The following is a 19,361-nucleotide window of genomic DNA, read 5'->3' on the forward strand; positions in this document are numbered from 1 at the left end:
ATGGAATTCGGATACTCGCTGCTCTGCGAGCAGACACCGCCCAAGCAGCTCATCAGCGACGGCGTGGAGGCCGAGGAGGCGGGCTTCGACTACGTCACCATCTCCGATCACTACTTCCCGTGGCTGGAGGACCAGGGGCACTCCGCCTACGCGTGGTCGGTGCTGGGCGCGCTCGCCCACGCGACCCACCGCGTGCCCCTGGTGACGCTGGTGACGTGCCCGACGATGCGCTACCACCCGGCCGTGGTGGCGCAGAAGGCCGCGACGATGGGCGTGCTGTCGGACGGCCGGTTCATCCTCGGCCTCGGCGCGGGGGAGAACCTGAACGAGCACGTCGTCGGGCGGGACTGGCCGCCGGTGGACGTCCGGCACGCGATGTTCGGCGAGGCCGTCGAGATCATCCGGCGGCTGTTCGGCGGCGGCTACGTCAACTACCGGGGCGAGCACTACCGGGTGGACTCGGCGAAGCTCTACGACCTGCCGGACCGGCCCGTCCCGATCGGGATGGCGGCGTTCGGCCCGCAGGCCGGGCGGCTCGCGGCCGAGCACGCCGACATCCTGATGTCCGACCAGCCCGTCGGCGACGTCGTCCGCCTCTTCGGCGAGCAGGGCGGGGCCGGCAAGCCCGTCTACGGCATGATCCCGGTCGCGTTCGGCGAGGACCGCGACGAGTGCGAGCGGCGCGCCCACCGGATCTGGCGGTTCTCGGCGCCGGCCTGGAAGGTGATGTCGGAGCTGCCGGGACCGGTGAACTTCGAGGCGGCGACGAAGACCGTCCGGCCGGAGGACGTCGTGGCGTCCGTCCCGTGCGGCGACGACGTCGGCGACTACGTCGAGGCCGTCCGGCAGTGGGCCGACGCGGGCTTCACGCACATCTCCTTCTGCCAGTCCGGCCCGGACCACCAGAAGGACTTCCGCACGTGGGCGGAGGCGGACCTGCTGCCCGCGCTCCGCGAACGCTTCGGCTGAGCCTCGGCCGCGCCCGAGACCGGACCCCTGACTTGGGGCTGCTAACGGACGTTCATTACACCGAGTTGCGGACGCCCTAAGGAAAAGAAAACAGAAGATCTCCGGCCGATCATTGACCGGCCGGAGAATCTTTCTTATGTTCTGGATAGAACGCGTTCTACTTGGAGTCGCAGGTGCCGCGCGACGAAGCGAGACGGCGCCCGGCTCCCGGCCCCCGGATCGGCGCCGCCACGCCCTTGGCCAGGGCGGGGCCGGCGTGCGAGGCGGCGGGCCTCCCACCCCGTATCGCCGGGTGCAGGCGCGACGCCCACCGTTCGAAATGAGGACTCCCTTGTCCCGCATCACGAAGCCGGCCGCGATCGCCTCGATCACGGCCGCGGCCGCCGTCGCCGTCGCCATGACCGCCACCCCCGCGCTGGCCTGGACGGCCGGCGACTTCACGGCCACCCTCAACGGGAACATGACCATCAACGCAGGGGTCTCGGCCACCTGCACCAGCTCGACCCTGTCCGGCACGATCGCCTCGGACGGCACGCTGTCCATCACCTCGGCGTCCGTCGGCGGCTGCGGCGTCACGGTCACGCCGCAGAACCTGCCGTGGAGCGGCAAGCTCGACGGCGGCGTCGCGACCATCAACGGGTTCGCGATGAGCGCCATCGGCTGCACCTACGGCGGCAACCTGTCGGGCACCTTCACCGGCTCCGACCTGCCGGTGACCGCCGCGTTCGCGAACCAGACCGTCCGCAAGACCAGCGGCTGGCTCTGCCCCGACCCCGCGACCGTGTCGGCGACGTACGACTTCGCCGCCTCCTGACCCGGCGGTGCGCGGCCGGCCCGACGTCACCGGCCGCGCACCGTGCCGCGCCGCGGCCCCGGCACCCCGCCGGGGCCGCGGCGCCCGGCCGCGTCCGTCGTCAGCGCAGCTCGTAGGCGCGGATGACCTCCTGGGTCACCGCGCTGCCCCGGGTGTCCTCGGCGGTGACCCGGAGGGAGACCGCACCCTTGCCGCGCAGCCGCGCGGCACCGCCCCGCACCGGGACGTCCGTCCACGTCGCACCGTCGTCGAAGGACGTCTGGAGCGACAGCCGCTGCAGCCGCGCGGCGGAGCCGTCCTGGTAGCCGGCGGCCAGCCGCAGCGTTCTAGAACGTGTTCTGTTACGCACATCCAGACGGGCGTCGTATTCCACCTGGAGAAGTGGCAGGACGGTCACGCCGGAGGTGTGCGCGGAACGGAACTTCCAGGACGTCCTGGTGCGCGTCGACAGCCTGGCCCATGGGGCGTTGTTGGCGAAGTCGTATTCGACGCGGTATTCGGCGTCGTCCGGCGTCGTCGTCAGCGTGCCGTTCGCGCGGTGCGGAGTCTGGGCGACGAGTTCCCCGTTCCGGTAAACGCGGAAATCGGTGGTGAATCCGTTCGGGAATGAACTGGAATAGGCGTTGGAGAAGTTGCGCGCGGCGTCCACCATCCCCACGTGGAGGCGGATCTGGTCGCCGGCGCGGGTGATCGGGTCCAGCGCGTTGATCCCGCCGGCGAGCGGTGCCCTGCCCCAGGAGTGCGCCTCGCGGTCGCGCGGCTCGTACGCCGACCACTTCGTCTCGCCGAGCACGAGGTGCGGCGTCTCCGGGCCGGGGAAGGCGTTGTTGTACGGCTGCTCCGGTGTGATCGCCATCGCCGACCACTGGGTCCGCGGGTCGGCCGAGACGTACTCCGCGCGCGTCCGGGGCGTGCCGGTGACCGGGCTGCTGTAGGCGATCGCGAACTCCTCCCACGGGCGCTTGCCGTAGCGCGCGAAGGACATGGCGCCGCTGCCGTGGTAGGCGCTGTCGACGCGTGCCAGGTCCCGCGTGCGGACGACATGGCCGAGGTCGCGGGGAATCCGTCCGGTCTCCGGGAGCACCAGGTCGTACTGGTACGGGCTGTCCGCGACGCCCTTGGCGGTCACCGTGGCGTGCCTCTGGCGCAGCAGGGCCAGGCCCTCCTCCCGGGACAGCCGCACGGTCGGGACCCGCAACTGGACCCCGTAGCCGCCGGGGTCGTCGTTCACCCCGGGCTCGTCGTTGTAGACGGCGACCATCCGGGCGCCCGCCTTGGCGGCCCTGGTGGACTGCTCGGCGACCGGCACGCCGTCCTTGCGCTCGACAAGAGCGAGGGCGCCGCGCAGACGGGCGCCGGGGTCGTCCCCGTCCGCGACCCGCATGCGGGCAGTGCCGTCCAGGCGGGGGAACTGGTCGGAGGTGTCGCTGAAGTAGCCGGCGGGATAGTACGAGGGGTGCAGGGAGCGCCCCCGCGCCCGCATGGTGACGGCCGGCGCCTCCAGCCGCCACCGCGTGTAGACCTCGAACGTGCCGGTGCGGACCTGCCGGGTCGGCTGCAGGAACACCCGCTGCTCCAGCGTCGCGCCGGCGTTCAGGTAGACGCCCTCGTCCACCGATGGACCGTTCGCGGGGCCGCGGGTCCACATCAGATGGCTGATCGCGCCGAGATTCGGCCTGGTCGCGTGGTCGGGCGTCCGGACGGTCACCTCCTCGGCCTTGCGCGCGTCCAGGACGATCTCGGTGTCCCCGGTGATGTCGATCTCCGGGTACCCCACGAGGCTGTAGTTGAGCGGCTTCCCGGGACCGGTGGCCGGCGCCCACGACGGCATCGTCTTGACGACGCCCATCACGGAGTACGTCCCCGGCCGGAGCCGTACGCAGTTCGAGTCGTTCCAGCGCTCGTCGGTGCACGGGCCGCCGGCGGAACCCGGCAGCGGCCGGTGCGCGTTGCCGAGCGCCGCGTCCTCGACGTTCACGAAGCCGACCGTGCCGGGCCCCGGCCGCCCGTCCCGTGCGATGCTCCGCACCCGCACGGTGACCAGGTCCTCCGCGGGCGCCGCCGAGCGCGCCGGGGCGGGACCGCGGCCCTCGTGCAGCGCCGTCACGTTGTAGCGCTCCGGGTCGTCGGTGAGCCGGTCGTCCGGGACGACGTACAGGTCCCCACCGCTGTGCCGCACCGAGAACGCGGGCGCGCGTCCCGGCGCGGGCTTCACCGTCGCGGCGCCGCCCGCGACGCGCACCGCGTCGCCGGTGGGCAGCGTGACGTCATAGGCTCCGGCGGCGGCGCGCAGCCCGGCCGCCGGCCCGGTGCCCGCCGCCGCGGGCGCCGCGAGCCCGAGGGCGCCGAGCGCCAGGGCCGCCGCGGTCTTCAGCCACATGGCCATCCCTCCCCAAGAAGTGGATCTTGATTGTCGGGCCGCCGCCCGGCGGCGATCCAGGGACGGCGGTGGCGGCTTCCGCCATGGCGGGAACCCGCCAAACGGCCAGGGAACCCCTACATTTAGGACGTGTCCGATTCGCGCCTGCTGGAGGGGCTCGGCGTGGCCGCCGCCGAGGAGTCGGCGTACCGCGCCCTGCTGCGGGAGGGACCGTCCACCCTCGCCGACCTCGCCGCGCGCCACGGCACGTCGGTCGCCGCCCTGCGCCGCCTCCTGCCCCGCCTGGAGGAGCTCGGCCTCGTGACCCGGCTCGCCGGCCGCCCGCTGCGCCTGCTCGCCACCCCGCCGCACGTCGCGGTGGAGGCCCTTGTCGCGAGCCGCCAGGAGGAGATCGCCCGCAGCCGCGCCGCGATCGGCCCGCTGCTCGCCGAGGCCGCCCCGCACCCCGAGGAGCTGGTCGAGGTCGTCAGCGGCCGCACCGCCGTGGCCCGCCGCTACATGCAACTGCTGCGCGGCGCCAGGGAGGAGCTGCGCGTCCTCGTCCAGCCGCCGTTCGCCACCGACGCCGCGCTCTCCGGCGCCGAGCAGGAGCGCACGATGCGCCGCGGCATCCGGGTGCGCGGCATCTACGGCGCCGAGGCGCTCGACCAGCCGCACGCCCTGGAGGAGATCCGCCGCGCCGCCGCGGCCGGCGAGGAGGCCCGCCTCGGCGCCGTCCCCATCAAGCTCGCCATCGCCGACTGCCGCACCGCGATGCTCCCGCTGACCTCCGAGCACGCCAGCAGCGTCGACAGCTCCCTCGTCGTCCACCCCTCGGCCCTGCTGGACGCCCTTGTCTCCCTCTTCGAGGCCCTGTGGCGCACCGGCCTCCCCCTCCCCGGCGGCGACGCCCCGGACGACGCCGTCCTCACCCTCCTCGCCGCGGGCCTCACCGACGAGGCCATCGCGCGCCGCCTCTCCATCAGCACCCGCACCGTCCAGCGCCGCGTCCGCGAACTGTGCGACCGCCTGGGCGCCCGCACCCGCTTCCAAGCCGGCGCCCTCTCCCTCCGCCCCCCAGACCACTGACCCCGAGCGGGGCCGGGGCGGACCTGAGGCCGCATGGACGGAGCGCAACAGCCAGAGGCCCAGCGGGGGCGCGGTGATCTCGCCGAGCGCGGACGCCGGGTCGGTGCGCAGGTCGGTGAGGATTCATGCCAGACCGCAGTGCGGGCAGGCGGGAGCGCCGGTTCGAGGTGGTCGGCGGCTTCCGCCGACCGTGAGGGCGCGGACGGTCTGGGTGCCCAGTTGGTCAGAGCGCGGGGCTGGGTAATCCTGCAAGAGGCGTCCGGCCAGCCAGCCGTGCAGGCGTGGGTGCGCGGTGGCGTTCCGGCCGGCGACGTGCAGCAGCACCGGCAGGGGTAAGCCCGGCGTGACCCACGACCACATCCGGACGACCTTCGCCGACGCCTCTGCGTAGGCTCGTCCCGTTGCCGTTGGGTCGCGCTCGGGAGGGGATGCGGGGATGGCGTTGCCGCGGGTTCCGGAGGGGATGTTCTCGTTCACCGCCACCGAGCGCGCCGACCTGCACACCGCGGTCATGTACGCGTTCGGGGAGGCGAACGAGCGGCTGGAGACGTCGCTGGCGTTCGATGAGGTGCGGGAGCGACTGCGGGACGCAGGGTTTTACGCGCCCGTGGACGACGCCCTGCTGACGCGCGCCTTGCAGCAACTCGTCAAATGGCAGTTGCTCGACGTCGTGCAGAACCATGCGGGTAGTTACGCGACGGCCGAGGAGTACGAGCGCAAGAACCTCCAGTACTCGCTGACGCAGCGGGGTGAGGCCGCGTTCGCCGGGGTGCAGCACGCGCTGGCCGTGCTCAGCTCGTCGGGCGCGTTGCAGACGGCCGTGCTGGACGCGATCGCAGACCGGCTCGGAGAGCTGGGCGAGCTGCTCAAGGACGACGATCCCGCCGTCAACCGGCGCATCTTCACCACGCTGCAGGAGTTGGAGGGCCATCTCGACGCGCTGCGGAACAACACCAAGTCGTTCAACGGCGAGCTGCAGCGGCTCATGCGCGCGGAAGGCGCCGACTTCGCCACCTTCAATGACGTCAAGAGCGCGACGGTCGCCTATCTCCAGGAGTTCGTCACCAATCTGGACATGCGCGCCGACGCCATTCACTCCACGCTCGGGGACGTGGAGGAACGCGGTGTCGGCGTCCTGCACGGCCGGGCGCTGGCGGGGGCGGAACTGCCGCCGGTACAAGGCGCCGACCCTGGGATCGCCTGGCTGGCCGCGCGGCAGGCGAAATGGGAAGGGCTGCGGCTGTGGTTCCGGCCCGCGGAGGGGACGCCGCGCGTCCGGCAGTTGCACGACGTGGCGCGCCGGGCGATCGTTTCGCTGCTGCAGGTGCTCGACCGGATCACCGAGTCGCGGCGGCGGTCGTCCGGCGCGGCGGCCGACTTCCGGACGCTCGCCCGCTGGTTCGCCAACGCGCCGTCCGAGGACGACGCCCACCGGCTGTGGGGGGCGGCGTTCGGGCTGGCGTCCGCGCGGCACGCGCATCTGGCCCACGGGGACGCCGAGCCCATCCCCACGGGGGCGAGCTGGGACGAGACCCCGCCGGTGGAGGTGTCGGCGCTGCTGCGCACCAGCGGACGCACCGAACGCGTGGGACGGACCGCCAAGGTGCGGGACGTCCGCGCGCTGCGCGCGGAGCGGCGGGAACGCGCGCGGCGCGAGCGGGCAGAGCTGGAGGCGGCCTGGCAGTGGCTCGCCACCGACGGCCCGGTCCGGCTGTCCTCGTTCGGGCGCGTCGAGCACGACACGCTGCGGCGGCTCCTGGACCTGGTCGGCCGGGCGCTCGCCGTGCGTCCCGGCGGCGACGGGCTGCGGCGGGCCGGCACGTCCGACGGCCGCATCGAGGTCCGGCTGTGGCCGCCGTCGGACGGCCGCGCCGCCGAGCTGCGCACGCCGCGCGGCCTGTTCCGCGGCCCCGACTACGTGGTCGACATCCGCTTCACGGCCGCCGGCCCGTCGCGGAAGGCGGCCGGCGCGTGAGCACGCTGGCGAACCAGCAGGCCCGGGAGGAGAAGGAGGAGGTGGCGCGGGCGATCCGGCTGCTGCTCGGACGGCCGCTGGTCTCGCTGCACACCGACCCCGACGGGTTCGACCTGATCCGGCGGCGCCACTCCGCCCTCGCCCGGTGGTTCGACTACTACTGCGGCTGGCGGCTGTTCATGGAGCCGCGCCTCGGCTACGCGCGGCTGGTCAAGGTCCGCGCGGACGCGGACCGGTCGCGGCCCGCGAGGCGGCGGCGGTCGACGCGGGCGCCGTTCGACCGGCGCAGGTACACGCTGCTGTGCCTGGTCGCGGCCGAGGCGCTCGCCGCGCCGGTGACGACGATCGGGATGCTCGCGCAGCGGGTCGTGCAGGCGGCCGGCGCCGAAGAGGGGATCATGCCCTTCGACCCGGTGCGCGGCGAGGAGCGGGCCGCGTTCGTGGACGCGCTGAAGCTGCTGGAGCACTACGGCGCGGTGACGGCCGTCGACGGCGCGACGGACGCCTTCCTCGACAGCGCCGAGGCCAAGGTGCTGTACCGGGTCGACGCGACCCGCGTGATGCGGCTCCTTGCCGCTCCGGTCGCCCCGTCGCGGCTGGCCGGTACCGACTGGCCCGACCTCGGACGGCTGGCGGTCGAGCGCAGGTACGGATCCGAGGAGCCCACGGAGACGCAGAAGAACCTGTGGGCCAGGCACTCCCTGCTGCGCAGGCTGCTGGACGACCCCGTCGTCTACCGGGCGGATCTGTCTCCGGCCGAGATCGCCTACGCGGGCTCCCTGACCGGGCGGCAGATCCTCCGCCGTGCGGCGGAGGAGGCCGGGCTGGAACTCGAAGAGCGGGCCGAGGGCTACCTGCTGGTCGACACCGACGCCATCGCCACCGACTCGAAGTTCCCCGACGACGGGAGCCACGCGAAGGTGGCGGCGCTCCTCCTGCTCGACCGCCTGGTCAAGGACGGGGAGTCGTCCCGTGCGGCGCTGGTGGAGGAGGCGGCGCGGCTCCTGGAGCGCCGCCCGCGCTGGGCGATGGCCTACCAGTCCGAGGGCGGCGCCGCACGGCTGGTCGACGACGCGCTCTCCGTCCTGTACGGGTTCGCGCTCGCGAGACCACGGGACGGCCTCGTCCAGGTGCTGCCCGCGGCACACCGCTACAGCGTCATCAGAGAGGAGTCTCCGTGACCGTCACCGCGCTCGTCCCGGCGGAGAAGGAGGAGACCGCGGCGCGCTGGCGGCCCGTCCGGGCCGGCATCCTCAACATCTGGCGCTACTACGACGAGGTCCTCGAATTCCATAAGGGACGGCTCCTGCTGCGCGGTCCCAACGGCAGCGGAAAGAGCAAGGCCCTGGAACTGCTCCTGCCCTACCTGCTGGACGCCAGCCTCAAGCCGAGCCGCCTGTCGACGTTCGGCGGCAGCGAGCGGACCATGCACTGGAACCTCATGGGCGACGGCCACACCGGCAAGACCCGCGTCGGGTACGTGTGGCTCGAATTCGCGCACGGTTCCCGCTGGTTCACGTGCGGGGCCCGCCTCCAGGCCACGGCCAACACCAGGAACGTCGCGGTCGCCTACTTCAGCACCGCGCAGCGCGTCGGAATCCCGGGCGGGCTGAGCCTGACCGGCGCCGGCGGCCAGCCCCTCACCCGGGCGCACCTCGGCGACGCCATCGGCGCGTACGGCAAGGTCCACGACTCGGCGGAGGAGTACCGCACGGCCGTCCGGCGGACGCTCTTCGGCGGGCTGACCGAGCAACGCTACGATTCGCTGCTCACCGCGCTGCGGCAGCTCCGCACGCCGAAGCTGTCGGAGCGGCTCGACCCCGGCCTGCTCTCGGACCTGCTGTCCAGCGCGCTTCCGCCGCTCGGCGAGGGGGAGATCCACGAGATCGCGGAGGGCTTCGAGCGGCTGGACCGGCAGCGCGAGGAACTGCGGCGGCTGGACGAGCACGTCCAGGAGGCCGGCCGCCTCGCCGCCCGCCAGCGCACCTACGCCCAGCGCGTCCTGCGCGCCGCCGCGGCCCGGCTCGTCTCGGCGACCAGCACCATGGACGGCCTCACCGCCAGGGCCCGCACCGGCCGTGAGGAGCACGAGAGGGCGTCTCGGGAACGCGACGAGACGGCCGGGCGGCTGGCGGAGGACGAGGCGCGGGGTCGCGCACTCGCCGCCCGCATCGACGGCCTCAAGGAGAGCGACGCCTACCGCGCCGGCCACGAGCTGGCCGACCTCCGCGAACGAGTGCGCGCCGCGGGCAAGGCGGCGGATCAGGCGCGGCGGACCGCGGACAAGCACGCCGCGGACGCCCAGCGGCGCGGGGAAGAGGCCGAGCAGGCGCAGGCGGAGGCGGCGACGCAGCGCTCTCTCACCGGCCGAGCACTGGCCGACACGCGCCGCGCGGCCGACCGCGCCGGGCTTGCCGCCGTCCACGAAGAGGCCCTTGCGGCCGCCGCCGAGGAAACGGCGGACGGCGTCCACCGGGCGCGCGGCCTGCTGCGAGCGGCGGTGCGCAGCCGCGAGGACCAGATCGGCGCGCTGCGTGCGGCGATCCAGCGGCACCGCGCGGCCGTGGAACGCCGCGACGACGCGCTGTCCGAGCGCGACCAGAACCGGGCGCGGCTGGACGAGGCCGTCACGCTGCGCGACGGGGCCCGGCGGCGGCACGAGCAGGAACGGGACCGGCTCGCCGAAGCGCTCGACGGCTGGGCGCGCGGCTGCGTCCAGCTCGCGGCGCTTGACGCCGAGGCGCTGGTGGGCGCCGTGGAGGACGAGCGCGAATGCGATGAGCTGGTGTTCGCCGCCCGTACGGACGCCGTCGACCGGTTCGCCGCGGACGAGGCCGGGTGGCGGGCTCGGCGGGCCGGCGTGCTGGAGAAGCTGGCCGCCGGGCGGCGGCGGCGCGCGGACCTCGCCGCCCAGACCGCCGTCGAACCGGACGCACCGGGGACACGCCCCGCCGACCGGGCGGGACGGCCGGGCGGCCCGCTCTGGCGCCTGGTCGCCTTCGCCCCCGGTGTCGCGCCCGCCGCGCAGGCCGGCGTCGAGGCCGCGCTCCAGGCGGCCGGGCTGCTGGACGCCTGGGTCCTGCCCGACGGGGCCCTCCTCCACGAGGAGCACGACGCCTTCGCCACGGCGCTGCTCGCCCGTCCCGCGCCGGGGACCAGCCTCGCCGAGGTCCTGGTCGCCGAGCCCGGGAGCCCGGTGCCGGCGGAGGTGCTGCACGCCGTCCTGTCCGGTGTCGCCTGCGCGCCGAGCGCTCTGGAGACCGACCACCCCGCTGTGGCCGGGATGGACGGGTCCTGGCGGCTCGGTACCCTCACCGGCCGCTGGACCAAACCGGAGCCCGCGTTCATCGGTGCCACCGCCCGGGAGCGCGCCCGGCGCCGCCGCATCGCCGCACTCGACGCGGAGATCGGCGCCCTGGAGGCGGAGGAGGCGGCCTGCGACGAGGGGCTCGGGCAGGTCGGTGCCGCCCGCGCCGCACTCGACGCCGAGCTGGGGGACCGCCCGCCGTACCAGCCGCTCGGCGCCGCGTCCGGCGCCCTGGACGCCGCCGAGCGCGCGCTCGCCCAGCGCGGCGACGAGCTGAAGCGCGCCGAGGAACGGCTGCGCGGGCGGGAGTCGGCCGCCTCCACCGCGTTGCGCGCCCTCACCGCGCTCGGCGCCGAGAACGGCCTGCCGGTCGGCGAACCGGCGCTGGACGCACTGGCCGGCGCGGTCCGCGATTTCCGCGACAACGGGCAGGTGTGGCTCCAGCACTGCGACGCGCTCCGGTCCGCCGGAACGCGCGCCGCCGCCGCGGCCCGGACGGCCGGCGACTACGAGGCGACCGCGGCCGAGTCCGCGGAACGCGCCCGGGACAACGCCGAGGAGGCCGCCGAGACGAGCGAGAAGCTCGCGGCCATCGACGCCTCGATCGGCGTCGAGCACCGGCAGGTGCTGGAGAACCTGCGGAAGGCCAAGGACGAGGCCGCGGAGTGCGAGACCCGGTGCCGGACGCTCCGCCGCGCCCTGCTCGAACTGGAGAAGCGCCTCGGCCGCCTGGAAGAGGCCGTCGGCGTCGCGGAGCGGGCGCGGGACGACGCGGTCGCCGCCCGGGACCAGGCCGCGGCCCGGTTCCGTCATCTGGTCACCGGCCACCTGGCCGACGACGCCGGGCTCGATGCTCGGCTCGACCCGGACAGAGGAGTGAAGGCCACGCTGGAAGGCGCACGCTCGGTCGCCGCGTCCCTGGATCGGACGCGGACGCCGTACGAGCCGAAGAACGTCCGGGACGCCGAGGACCGGCTGTCGGAGGCGATGCACCGCGCGCGGGACGTCCTGGCCGATCAGGCCGACCTCGAACTCGCCCCGGACGAGGACGTCAAGGTCCTCACCGCGACCATGAACGGGATGCGGGTCGGCGCGGCCGAGCTGAGCACCGCGCTTCGCGCGGAACGCGACCGGCGGCGCCAGGACATCACCGACAAGGAACGCGACCTGTTCGACCGGACGCTCGCGGGCGACACGCGCAGGCACCTCGCCGACCGCATCCGGCAGGCCACGGAGCTCGTGGACGGCATGAACCGCCGTCTGGAGCGGGTGCGGACGGCCTCGCGGGTCGCGGTACGGCTGGTCTGGCAGGTCGATCCGCAGCAGAGCGCCGGGATACGCGCGGCGCGCGACCTGCTGCTCCGCGACCCGGCACGGCTGAGCGGTGCCGACCGGGAGGCGCTCTACCGGTTCTTCCGCGACCGCGTGGAGGAGGCGCGGGCCGCGAACACCGCGGCGAGCTGGGAGGAGCAGCTCATGGAGGTCCTCGACTACACCGCCTGGCACCGGTTCACCGTCCGGCTCGAACGCGGGGACGGCAAGGGCTGGCAGGACCTCACCCGCAAGCTCCACGGCGCGCTGTCGGGCGGGGAGAAGGCGATCGCGCTGCACCTGCCCCTGTTCGCCGCAGTCGCCGCGCACTACCAGACCGACCCCCGGTGCCCGCGCTTCATCCTCCTCGACGAGGTGTTCGTCGGCGTGGACACCACGAACCGCGGCCAGGTCTTCGACCTCCTGGTGAACCTGGAGCTCGACATGGTGCTCACCTCGGACCACGAGTGGTGCGACTACCGGGAGCTGGACGGCATCGCCATCCACCAGCTCATCACCGGCGCCGACGGGGACGGCGACAACGCCGTCACGACGGCGCGGTTCATCTGGAACGGCCACCGGACCGAGGCCGTCGAGGAGGGCGTCGCGGAATGAGCGTCCCCGACCGGTTGCGCGACGCCGACCTGCGGCCGCTGTGGACAGAGCTGCACAAGCGGTTCTCCACCGGTGCGGCGGTCGCCCGGATCACGATCAAGGACCTGGACGGCGGCCAGCGCGCGGCCCTGGCCGACCTGCTGGGCATGGACCGCTATCCGGGCTCCACGGTCACCGTCCCGGTGGCCCGGCTGGACGGTGTCCTGCGAGAACTCACCGGCTCGGACAGCAGGGCGGTCACGGAGTCCGTCCTCGGGCCGATCGGCGACCGGGCGCGCGAAAGGAGGGAACGGGAGCGCGAGCGGAGCGCCCTCTGGGAGTGGCTCGCGGCGCATCCGGTGGTCCGCGGAGAACCGGAACTGGCCCGGTGGGTCGACGACGTCCGCCGGCAAGGGCTCGTCATGGGCTCCGTGCCGTCCACTCGCACTCTTCTTGTGCGGGCGTTGAAAGTGCTCGCCGCGCTGCCGTCGGACGGCAGGCCGCTGCAGTCCTTCGCGACCGGCCTGTTCGGCGACTCGCACGCGCTGGACGACGGCGGACGGCTGTCCGGGCTCGTCCTGCGCGCCCAGGCGATCCGGTACGGGATCGAGCCGCCCGCGGAAGCGTCCGACCGCAGGGCGCTGTGGGAGCGTTCGGGCGTGGCGTCCGACACGCTGTCCACGACCGTTCTCGTCGCGGGGTTGAGACCGGCCGGCGACGGCGTCCTCGCCCGGACGCTCCGGATGTGGGCGGACGCGGGCCACGCCACGCCGGTGACCCTGGAGCAACTGCGCGACTCGTCCGGCCTTCGCGTGGACGTGCCGGTCGTGTGGGTGACCGAGAACCCCACCGTCCTCGCGCTGGCCGTCCGGCGTTTCGGAGCCCGGTGCCCGCCGCTGATGTGCTCGTCGGGCTGGCCGAACAGCGCCGTCATCAGGCTGCTGCGCGCGCTCGGCGAGTCCGGCGCCGCGCTGCGCTACCACGGCGACTTCGACGGCGAGGGCCTGCGGATCGCCGCGCACGTGATGGCCAAGACCGGGGCCGTGCCGTGGCGCATGTCGTCCGGCGACTACCTCGCCGCGTTGGACGGCGCGGAGGAGGGCGCCCTCCCGGCTCCCGGCAGGGTCGGCGAGGCTCCCTGGGACCCGGAACTGGCCCTCAACATGGGAGAGCGCCGCGCGGCCGTCCTAGAGGAGAAGGTCGCCGACGTGCTGCTCGGGGATCTTTCTGGGGCGATAACTACGTGTATCTGACCGACTACCCGACGGGGTGGTTGGGAAGGGTTCTTCGCGGTTGCTGTCCCGGATGTGCGGAGGCGTTGCGGTCATGAGTGAGCTGTCGACACTGCCGACCACGGTCGTGCGGCCCGGGGACAAGAGGTATCCGGCGCTGTGTCGAGGGTTCAACCAGCGGTGGATCGCGGCGCCCGAGTACGTGCGGCTGGTGCGGACGCCGGAGGAGGCGCGGGCGGCGCTGGCCGAGGCGGTGCGGGAGGCGCCGGACGACCCGGGGCGGGCGCGGATCGCGGTGCGGAGCGGCGGGCACTGCTACGAGGACTTCGTGTGCGGCGCGGACGTGCGGGCCATCCTGGACGTGAGCCCCATGTGCGGCGTGTCCTACGACGAGGCCATGAAGGCGTACTGCGTCGGGGCCGGGGCGACGAACGGGCACGTCTACAGCCGGCTGTACCCGCTCACCGGGAAGGTGCTGCCGGGCGGTTCGTGCTTCTCCGTGGGGCTGGGCGGCCACATTCCGGCGGGCGGGTTCGGGGTGCTGTCGCGGCAGCACGGGCTGACCGTCGACTACCTCTACGCGGTGGAGGCGGCGGTGGTGGACGCGGAGAAGAACGTCCGGCTGGTGGTGGCGCGGCGCGACGATCCCGACCCGCGGCTGCGCCAGTTGTGGTGGGCGCACACCGGAGGCGGCGGCGGGAACTTCGGCGTGGCCACCCGGTTCTGGTTCCGGGGGCTGCCGCAGCCGCCCGAGCGGGTGCTGCTGACCGCTCTGGCCTGGGACTGGGAGGGCTTCACCGAGGACGACTTCGGCGCGCTGGTGACGGCGTTCGGGGAGTACTTCCGCGACCACCAGGACCCGTCGGCGGCGGCCGGGAAGCTGTTCGCGATGCTCAAGCTCAACCATGTCGGCAACGGGCAACTCGGGCTGCTCGCCCAGGTGGACGCGGACGACCCCGACGGGCCGCGGGCGATGGCCGACTTCGTCACGGCCCTCGGCGGTCGGGTCCGGCCGCCCGCGACGAAGATGCGGTCGGTGATGGGCGAGCACCTCGTCCACCTGGACATTCCGCGGACGATGCCCTGGCTGACCGCCGCGCGGGCGCTGAACTCCGGCGGCGACAATCGGTGCGGCAAACACAAGTCCGCCTATCTGCGGAAACCTTTCAGCGACCGGCAGATCGCCGCGATGTGGGCTTATCTCGGCGACGGGGCCGGCTATGCCGGCCCGCGGGCGCTCATCCAGGTCGACTCGTACGGCGGTGCCGTCAACAGGCCGCTGCACCCCACCGCGGTGCGGCAGCGCGACTCGATTCTGAAACTGCAATTCCAGGTCTACTGGGCGGAGCAGGACCCCCGCGAGGACGCCCACATCGGCTGGATACGCGACGCCTACAGGGCGGTGTTCGAGGAGACCGGCGGCGTGCCCGTGGCGGACGGCGAGCGCACCGACGGCTGCTACATCGGGTATCCGGACGCCGATCTCGGTGATCACCGCTGGAACGCGTCGGGGCAGTCGTGGGAGACGCTCTACTACAAGGACGCCTACCCGGAACTCCAGGACGCCAAGCGGTACTGGGACCCGGGCGAGGTGTTCCGGCACGCCCAGTCGATCCGGCCCGGAACGGGGGAGTGACCCCGGTCACGTCACGGAAAGCGAGGGGCCGCCGCGCCTTCTGTCTCGCCTTTATTGCATTTACTGCCAATACTTGCGGCTGTGACTGCCGGGACAGTAGTTTCTTCGGACGAAGCAGAGCGTCGGGCCCGGGGGGCCTGAGCGGCTGGGGAGTCCATGAAGAAGCGTACCGACCGCAAGATCGCCATCGCGGGCACCGCGGCCGCCGCCGTGCTGCTGCCGACCGTCATGGTCGGCCTCGCGCAGGCCGGCATCGGCGTGCCGACGGGCCGGTCGGAGGCGTCGGGCGACTCCCAGCCGATCCCCTCGTTCGGGCCGCCGACGCAGCAGGCGCCGGCGACCTCGGCGTCGCCGAGCAAGTCGCCGAAGGCCGCGAAGCTGCCGAGCGTGCCGCTGAACAGCAACCCGTTCAAGACGGGCGGCGGCAAGCCCGCCGGCGGCGACCCCGACACCGACCGCCGCAGCCACGGCAAGAAGCCGCACCTGCCGCCCGGCGCCGGGAGCAGCAAGTACGCCAAGGCCCCGGACGGCGCCGCGATCACCAAGGTGTCGAAGGTCAGGGCGCGGCAGTACGACATCACGATCGCCTCGCCGGCGCTCGGCGCGGCCGTGAAGACCCGGATCATGGTCCCCAAGGGCTGGAAGTCCACCGCCAAGCGGACCTGGCCGACCGTGTACGCCTACCACGGCGGCAACAACACCTACCTGTCCTGGACGCGGGACTCCAACATCGAAGAGGTCGTCGGCCCCTACGACGCGATCGTCGTGATGCCCGACGGCGGTTGGAACGGCTCCTACACGAACTGGTGGAACGGCGGCAAGGGCGGCATCCCCGAGTGGGAGAGGTTCCACATCCAGGAAGTCATCCCGCTGATGGAGCGCAACTTCCGCGCCGGGACGTCGCGCGCGGCGATCGGCCTGTCGTCCGGCGGGCAGGGGGCGATCACCTACGCCGAGCGGCACGCCGGGATGTTCAAGTACGCCGCGTCCTACAGCGGCGCCCTCAACATCACCGCGCCGGGCATGCCGGCCATCCTGACGTCCATGAACCGGGAGGCGGGCACCGCCATCTGGGGCGACCCGATCATCGCGCGGGCGAACTGGCGGGCGCACGACGCGACCGTCAACGTGGCCAAGCTGAAGGGCATCGGCGTCTACGTCTCCTGCGGCGACGGCCGGCCCGGCCCCTTCGACAACCCGAACGCCGGGCCGCTCGACGGCGGCCGGGTCGGCGAGCAGCTCGCCGGGACGATGAACGAGAACTTCGTCGCCGCGGCGAAGCGCGCGGGCGTCCCGATCACCGCGAACCTCTACGGGCCCGGCATGCACAACTGGAAGTACTGGAAGCGCGAGCTGGTCAGGAGCTGGCCGGGCATCGCCGCCGCCATCGGCGCCCGCAAGTCCTGACCGGCGGCCGCGGCGCGGCTCTTTTCCGCGGGCCCTCTTGCCCGACCGTAATGCCTGACCGTAATGCCTGACCGCTCGGAATCGCCGAAACACGAGCGGTGAGCGCCCTTCCCTGTGACCATGGGGACATGAGGGGTAGTGATGGAGCGGCCCTCGCCGGCCTTCTCCCGCTCGCGCCGCCGCCGCCGGTGCCGGTGCGCGGAGCGGCGCGGCTCGGCGAGGTGCGCGCCCGGCTGGCGTATCCCGCGGTGCGCTGGTGCGGCGCCACGTACGGGGTGATGGAGCGGGTACCCGGCGGCTGGATGATGTCCGGAATGGAGCGGGCGACCCCGCAGGACGCCCGCGACTCCCTCGGCTGGTGGTTCGGCCGCCTGGCCGGTGACCCCGGCGTGCCCGCGGCGGCCCGCGCGGCCTACCGGCGCGGCGCCGGCCGGCTCGACCGCGACCGGCCGGACGAGCTGACCGTCGCCGGGCGGGTGTTCCGGGTGGTGCGCGCCGACCGGTTCTGCCGGTGCGGCCCCGACGGTCCGGAACCGCCCCGCCCCGGCGATCCCGACGTGCTCCCCGAGCCGCGCACCCGCCGCGACGCCGGCCGGTTCGACCACGGCCTGCTCCCGGACGCGCCCGGGCCGGGGCCCGCGGCGCCGCCCGGGGACGCGTGGGTCCCCGCCGGGCCCGCGGTGCCGCCCGAACTGGCCAGGGACGCGCGCCGCGCGCTCGCCAGCCACCCCCGGGCCGTCCGGCTGCCGACCCGCTTCACCGTCGCCGAACCGGGCGACGGACCCCCGGCCCTGCAGGGGCCGTTCCTGCACAGCCCCGCCGCCGTGCGCGAGCACCTGGCCTCCTACTTCGACCTCGTCGTGCCGCTGCTGGACGGGCCGTCCCCCGGCGACGTCGCCGCCTTCCGGGCGGCGGCGAGGCTGCTGCGCGACGGCACGCGGCGCACCGAGATCGGCGTCCGCGGCCGCCGCTTCCGGGTGGCCCGCGTCGAGTACGTCGTGCGCCGCGGCCCGGACGGCCCCGAGCCGCCCCGGCCGTCCGAGCGCGACCTGGAGGAGCCCGTCACCGGACGGCCCCCGCGCTGACCCGGCGGCCGCGCTGACCCGGCGGCCGTGCTGACCCGCCGGCCGCGCCGCCCCGGCGTCCGGGCGGCGCGGGGGAGGGGTAGCGTGGCCGGCGATGAAGGGATTCGCGCGGCGGGAGTTCCAGCTCGTCCTGCTCCGCCGCATGGCCGACTACCAGCCCGGCATGGTCGAGGACGCGGTGCGCGCGCTCGGCGCGTCCCGCACCGAGATGCGGGAGGCCAACGCCCGCTGGCAGCGCGTCCTGCGGTCCCGGACGTTCCCGCGCGGCCGGCGCCGCTACGAGGCCGTCCTCGGCCCGCCCGCCGGGACCGCGGAGCGGCGTGTCGGCGACGTCGCCTGCGCGACCGCGTGGTGGCCGCCGCTGCCGCTGTGGCCGGGGCTCCGCTTCGAGATCATGATGGCGCCGGACGGCTCGGTCGTGCAGGAGTGGCTCGTCCGGGACGACGCCGCCCCCGTGCCGCGGCTCGCCGGCGTCGACGACCTCGTCCCCTGGTCGTGCGTGGTGGGCGACGTCGACGCGCGGTTCGGCGCGGTGGCCCACCAGGACGGCGACGCGCCGAGCCGCTGGCACGCGACCATCACGCTGCCGGACGGCGACCGGTATGTCGCCCATTTCGTGTGGGGTCTCCTCCAGACGGTGGTGAGCGCCTGAGACCGCTTTGAGCGATCTTGGCGATTCCGGACAGCGCAGATTGCGCGCGCCTCCCTACGGTGGTGGCATGCGAGCTGTCAGGGTCCGGCGATGCCCGAGGTGACCTCCTACGCCCCGGGCTTCCCGACCTGGGCGGAGCTGGCCAGCCCCGACCCGGACACCTCCAGGCGGTTCTACTGCGAGCTGTTCGGCTGGCACTCCTACACGCTGACCGTCGACATCGGCGACTACGAGATCTTCACCCTCGGCGGCCTCCAGGGGCCGGAGGTCGGCGGGATGCAGTCCCTCGCCGACGACTCGCTGCCCTCGTCCTGGACGTGCTACTTCCGCAGCGACGACGTCGAGGCGTCGGTGGAGGCCGTGCAGTCGGCGGGCGGCCTGGTCCTGGTGGAGCCGACCGACATCGCCAACCTCGGGCGGATGGCGCTGTGCTCGGACCCGGAGGGCGCCGACTTCGCCTTCTGGTACCCCTACGACCTGCAAGGCGCCGGGGTGCAGGACGAGCCGTCCGCGATGTGCTGGGTGGAGCTGGCGTCCCGCGACATCGCGCAGGCCCGCCGCTTCTACGGCGAGGTCTTCGGCTGGAGGCCCGTGGAACGCGATTACTACACCGCCGGCTACACCGACTGGAAGGTCGGCGAGTGGTCCGTCGCGGGCCTGGTGCCGATGGGGCAGCACTGGCCGCCCGACTACCCGCCCCACTGGATCCCCTACTACTGGGTGGCCGACTGCGACGCGGCGGCGGCCAAGGCCGCCGAGCTGGGCGGCCGGGTCCGGGTGCCGCCGAGCGACATCTCGCTGGGCCGCTTCTCCATCATCACCGACCCGACCGGCGCCCGGCTGGCCTTCATCGCCCCGACCGTCCGCGACGTCACCGAGACCCGGACCCGTCCCTGACCCCGAGGCCCCCGGCCCGCGCCTCAGCCCGCGC

Annotated in this window: 13 protein-coding genes; 12 read left to right on the forward strand and 1 reads right to left on the reverse strand. The window is 74.0% G+C overall.

Going from position 1 to position 19,361, the window contains the following annotated elements:
* Together HUT06_RS10830 and HUT06_RS10835 are read left to right on the forward strand one after the other, a co-directional pair.
* Positions 1–969, forward strand: a complete 969-nt coding sequence (locus tag HUT06_RS10830; protein ID WP_176195601.1) for a TIGR03557 family F420-dependent LLM class oxidoreductase — start codon at positions 1–3, stop codon at positions 967–969.
* 331 nt (positions 970–1,300) lie between these two features.
* Positions 1,301–1,783: a hypothetical protein gene (locus HUT06_RS10835; RefSeq protein ID WP_176195602.1), complete on the forward strand. Its 483-nt coding sequence runs from the start codon at positions 1,301–1,303 to the stop codon at positions 1,781–1,783.
* Positions 1,784–1,883: 100 nt separating this feature from the next.
* On the opposite strand, the gene HUT06_RS10840 is transcribed toward HUT06_RS10835, so the two are convergent.
* The gene (locus HUT06_RS10840) at positions 1,884–4,163 is read right to left on the reverse strand and encodes a PA domain-containing protein (RefSeq protein ID WP_176195603.1); all 2,280 of its coding nucleotides are present in this window, start codon (positions 4,161–4,163) and stop codon (positions 1,884–1,886) included.
* A 129-nt stretch (positions 4,164–4,292) separates the two neighbouring features.
* On the opposite strand from HUT06_RS10840, the gene HUT06_RS10845 reads away from it, so the two are divergent.
* The 10 genes from HUT06_RS10845 (at position 4,293) to HUT06_RS10890 (ending at position 19,327) form a co-directional block, all read left to right on the forward strand.
* On the forward strand, positions 4,293–5,231 hold the full coding sequence (locus HUT06_RS10845) for a LuxR family transcriptional regulator (RefSeq protein WP_176195604.1): 939 nt from the start codon (positions 4,293–4,295) through the stop codon (positions 5,229–5,231).
* Between the two features lie 436 nt (positions 5,232–5,667).
* Complete coding sequence (locus tag HUT06_RS10850; protein WP_176195605.1) at positions 5,668–7,206, forward strand: TIGR02677 family protein; 1,539 nt, start codon at positions 5,668–5,670, stop codon at positions 7,204–7,206.
* Complete coding sequence (locus HUT06_RS10855; RefSeq protein WP_176195606.1) at positions 7,203–8,387, forward strand: TIGR02678 family protein; 1,185 nt, start codon at positions 7,203–7,205, stop codon at positions 8,385–8,387. The genes HUT06_RS10850 and HUT06_RS10855 overlap by 4 nt, the downstream gene beginning before the upstream one ends.
* A complete protein-coding gene (locus tag HUT06_RS10860; protein ID WP_176195607.1) occupies positions 8,384–12,439 on the forward strand; it encodes a TIGR02680 family protein in 4,056 nt (1,351 codons plus the stop codon). Before HUT06_RS10855 ends, HUT06_RS10860 begins: the two co-directional genes overlap by 4 nt.
* Positions 12,436–13,671, forward strand: coding sequence for a TIGR02679 family protein (locus HUT06_RS10865; protein ID WP_176195608.1), 1,236 nt, complete (start codon positions 12,436–12,438; stop codon positions 13,669–13,671). Before HUT06_RS10860 ends, HUT06_RS10865 begins: the two co-directional genes overlap by 4 nt.
* 73 nt (positions 13,672–13,744) lie before the next feature.
* Positions 13,745–15,286: an FAD-binding oxidoreductase gene (locus tag HUT06_RS10870; RefSeq protein WP_176195609.1), complete on the forward strand. Its 1,542-nt coding sequence runs from the start codon at positions 13,745–13,747 to the stop codon at positions 15,284–15,286.
* A gap of 156 nt (positions 15,287–15,442) precedes the next feature.
* Positions 15,443–16,693 carry an alpha/beta hydrolase family protein gene (locus HUT06_RS10875; protein WP_176195610.1) on the forward strand — a complete coding sequence of 417 codons (1,251 nt, stop codon included), beginning with the start codon at positions 15,443–15,445 and terminating at the stop codon, positions 16,691–16,693.
* A gap of 128 nt (positions 16,694–16,821) precedes the next feature.
* Positions 16,822–17,778: a DUF5954 family protein gene (locus HUT06_RS10880; protein ID WP_176195611.1), complete on the forward strand. Its 957-nt coding sequence runs from the start codon at positions 16,822–16,824 to the stop codon at positions 17,776–17,778.
* A 94-nt stretch (positions 17,779–17,872) separates the two neighbouring features.
* Positions 17,873–18,430 (forward strand): hypothetical protein, encoded by a 558-nt coding sequence (locus HUT06_RS10885; protein ID WP_176195612.1) that lies wholly within the window; start codon positions 17,873–17,875, stop codon positions 18,428–18,430.
* Positions 18,431–18,520: 90 nt separating this feature from the next.
* On the forward strand, positions 18,521–19,327 hold the full coding sequence (locus HUT06_RS10890; RefSeq protein ID WP_176195613.1) for a VOC family protein: 807 nt from the start codon (positions 18,521–18,523) through the stop codon (positions 19,325–19,327).
* The last annotated feature ends 34 nt before the right edge of the window (positions 19,328–19,361 follow it).

It is taken from the genome of Actinomadura sp. NAK00032 (genome assembly GCF_013364275.1).
In the GTDB taxonomy this organism is placed as follows: Bacteria; Actinomycetota; Actinomycetes; order Streptosporangiales; family Streptosporangiaceae; genus Spirillospora.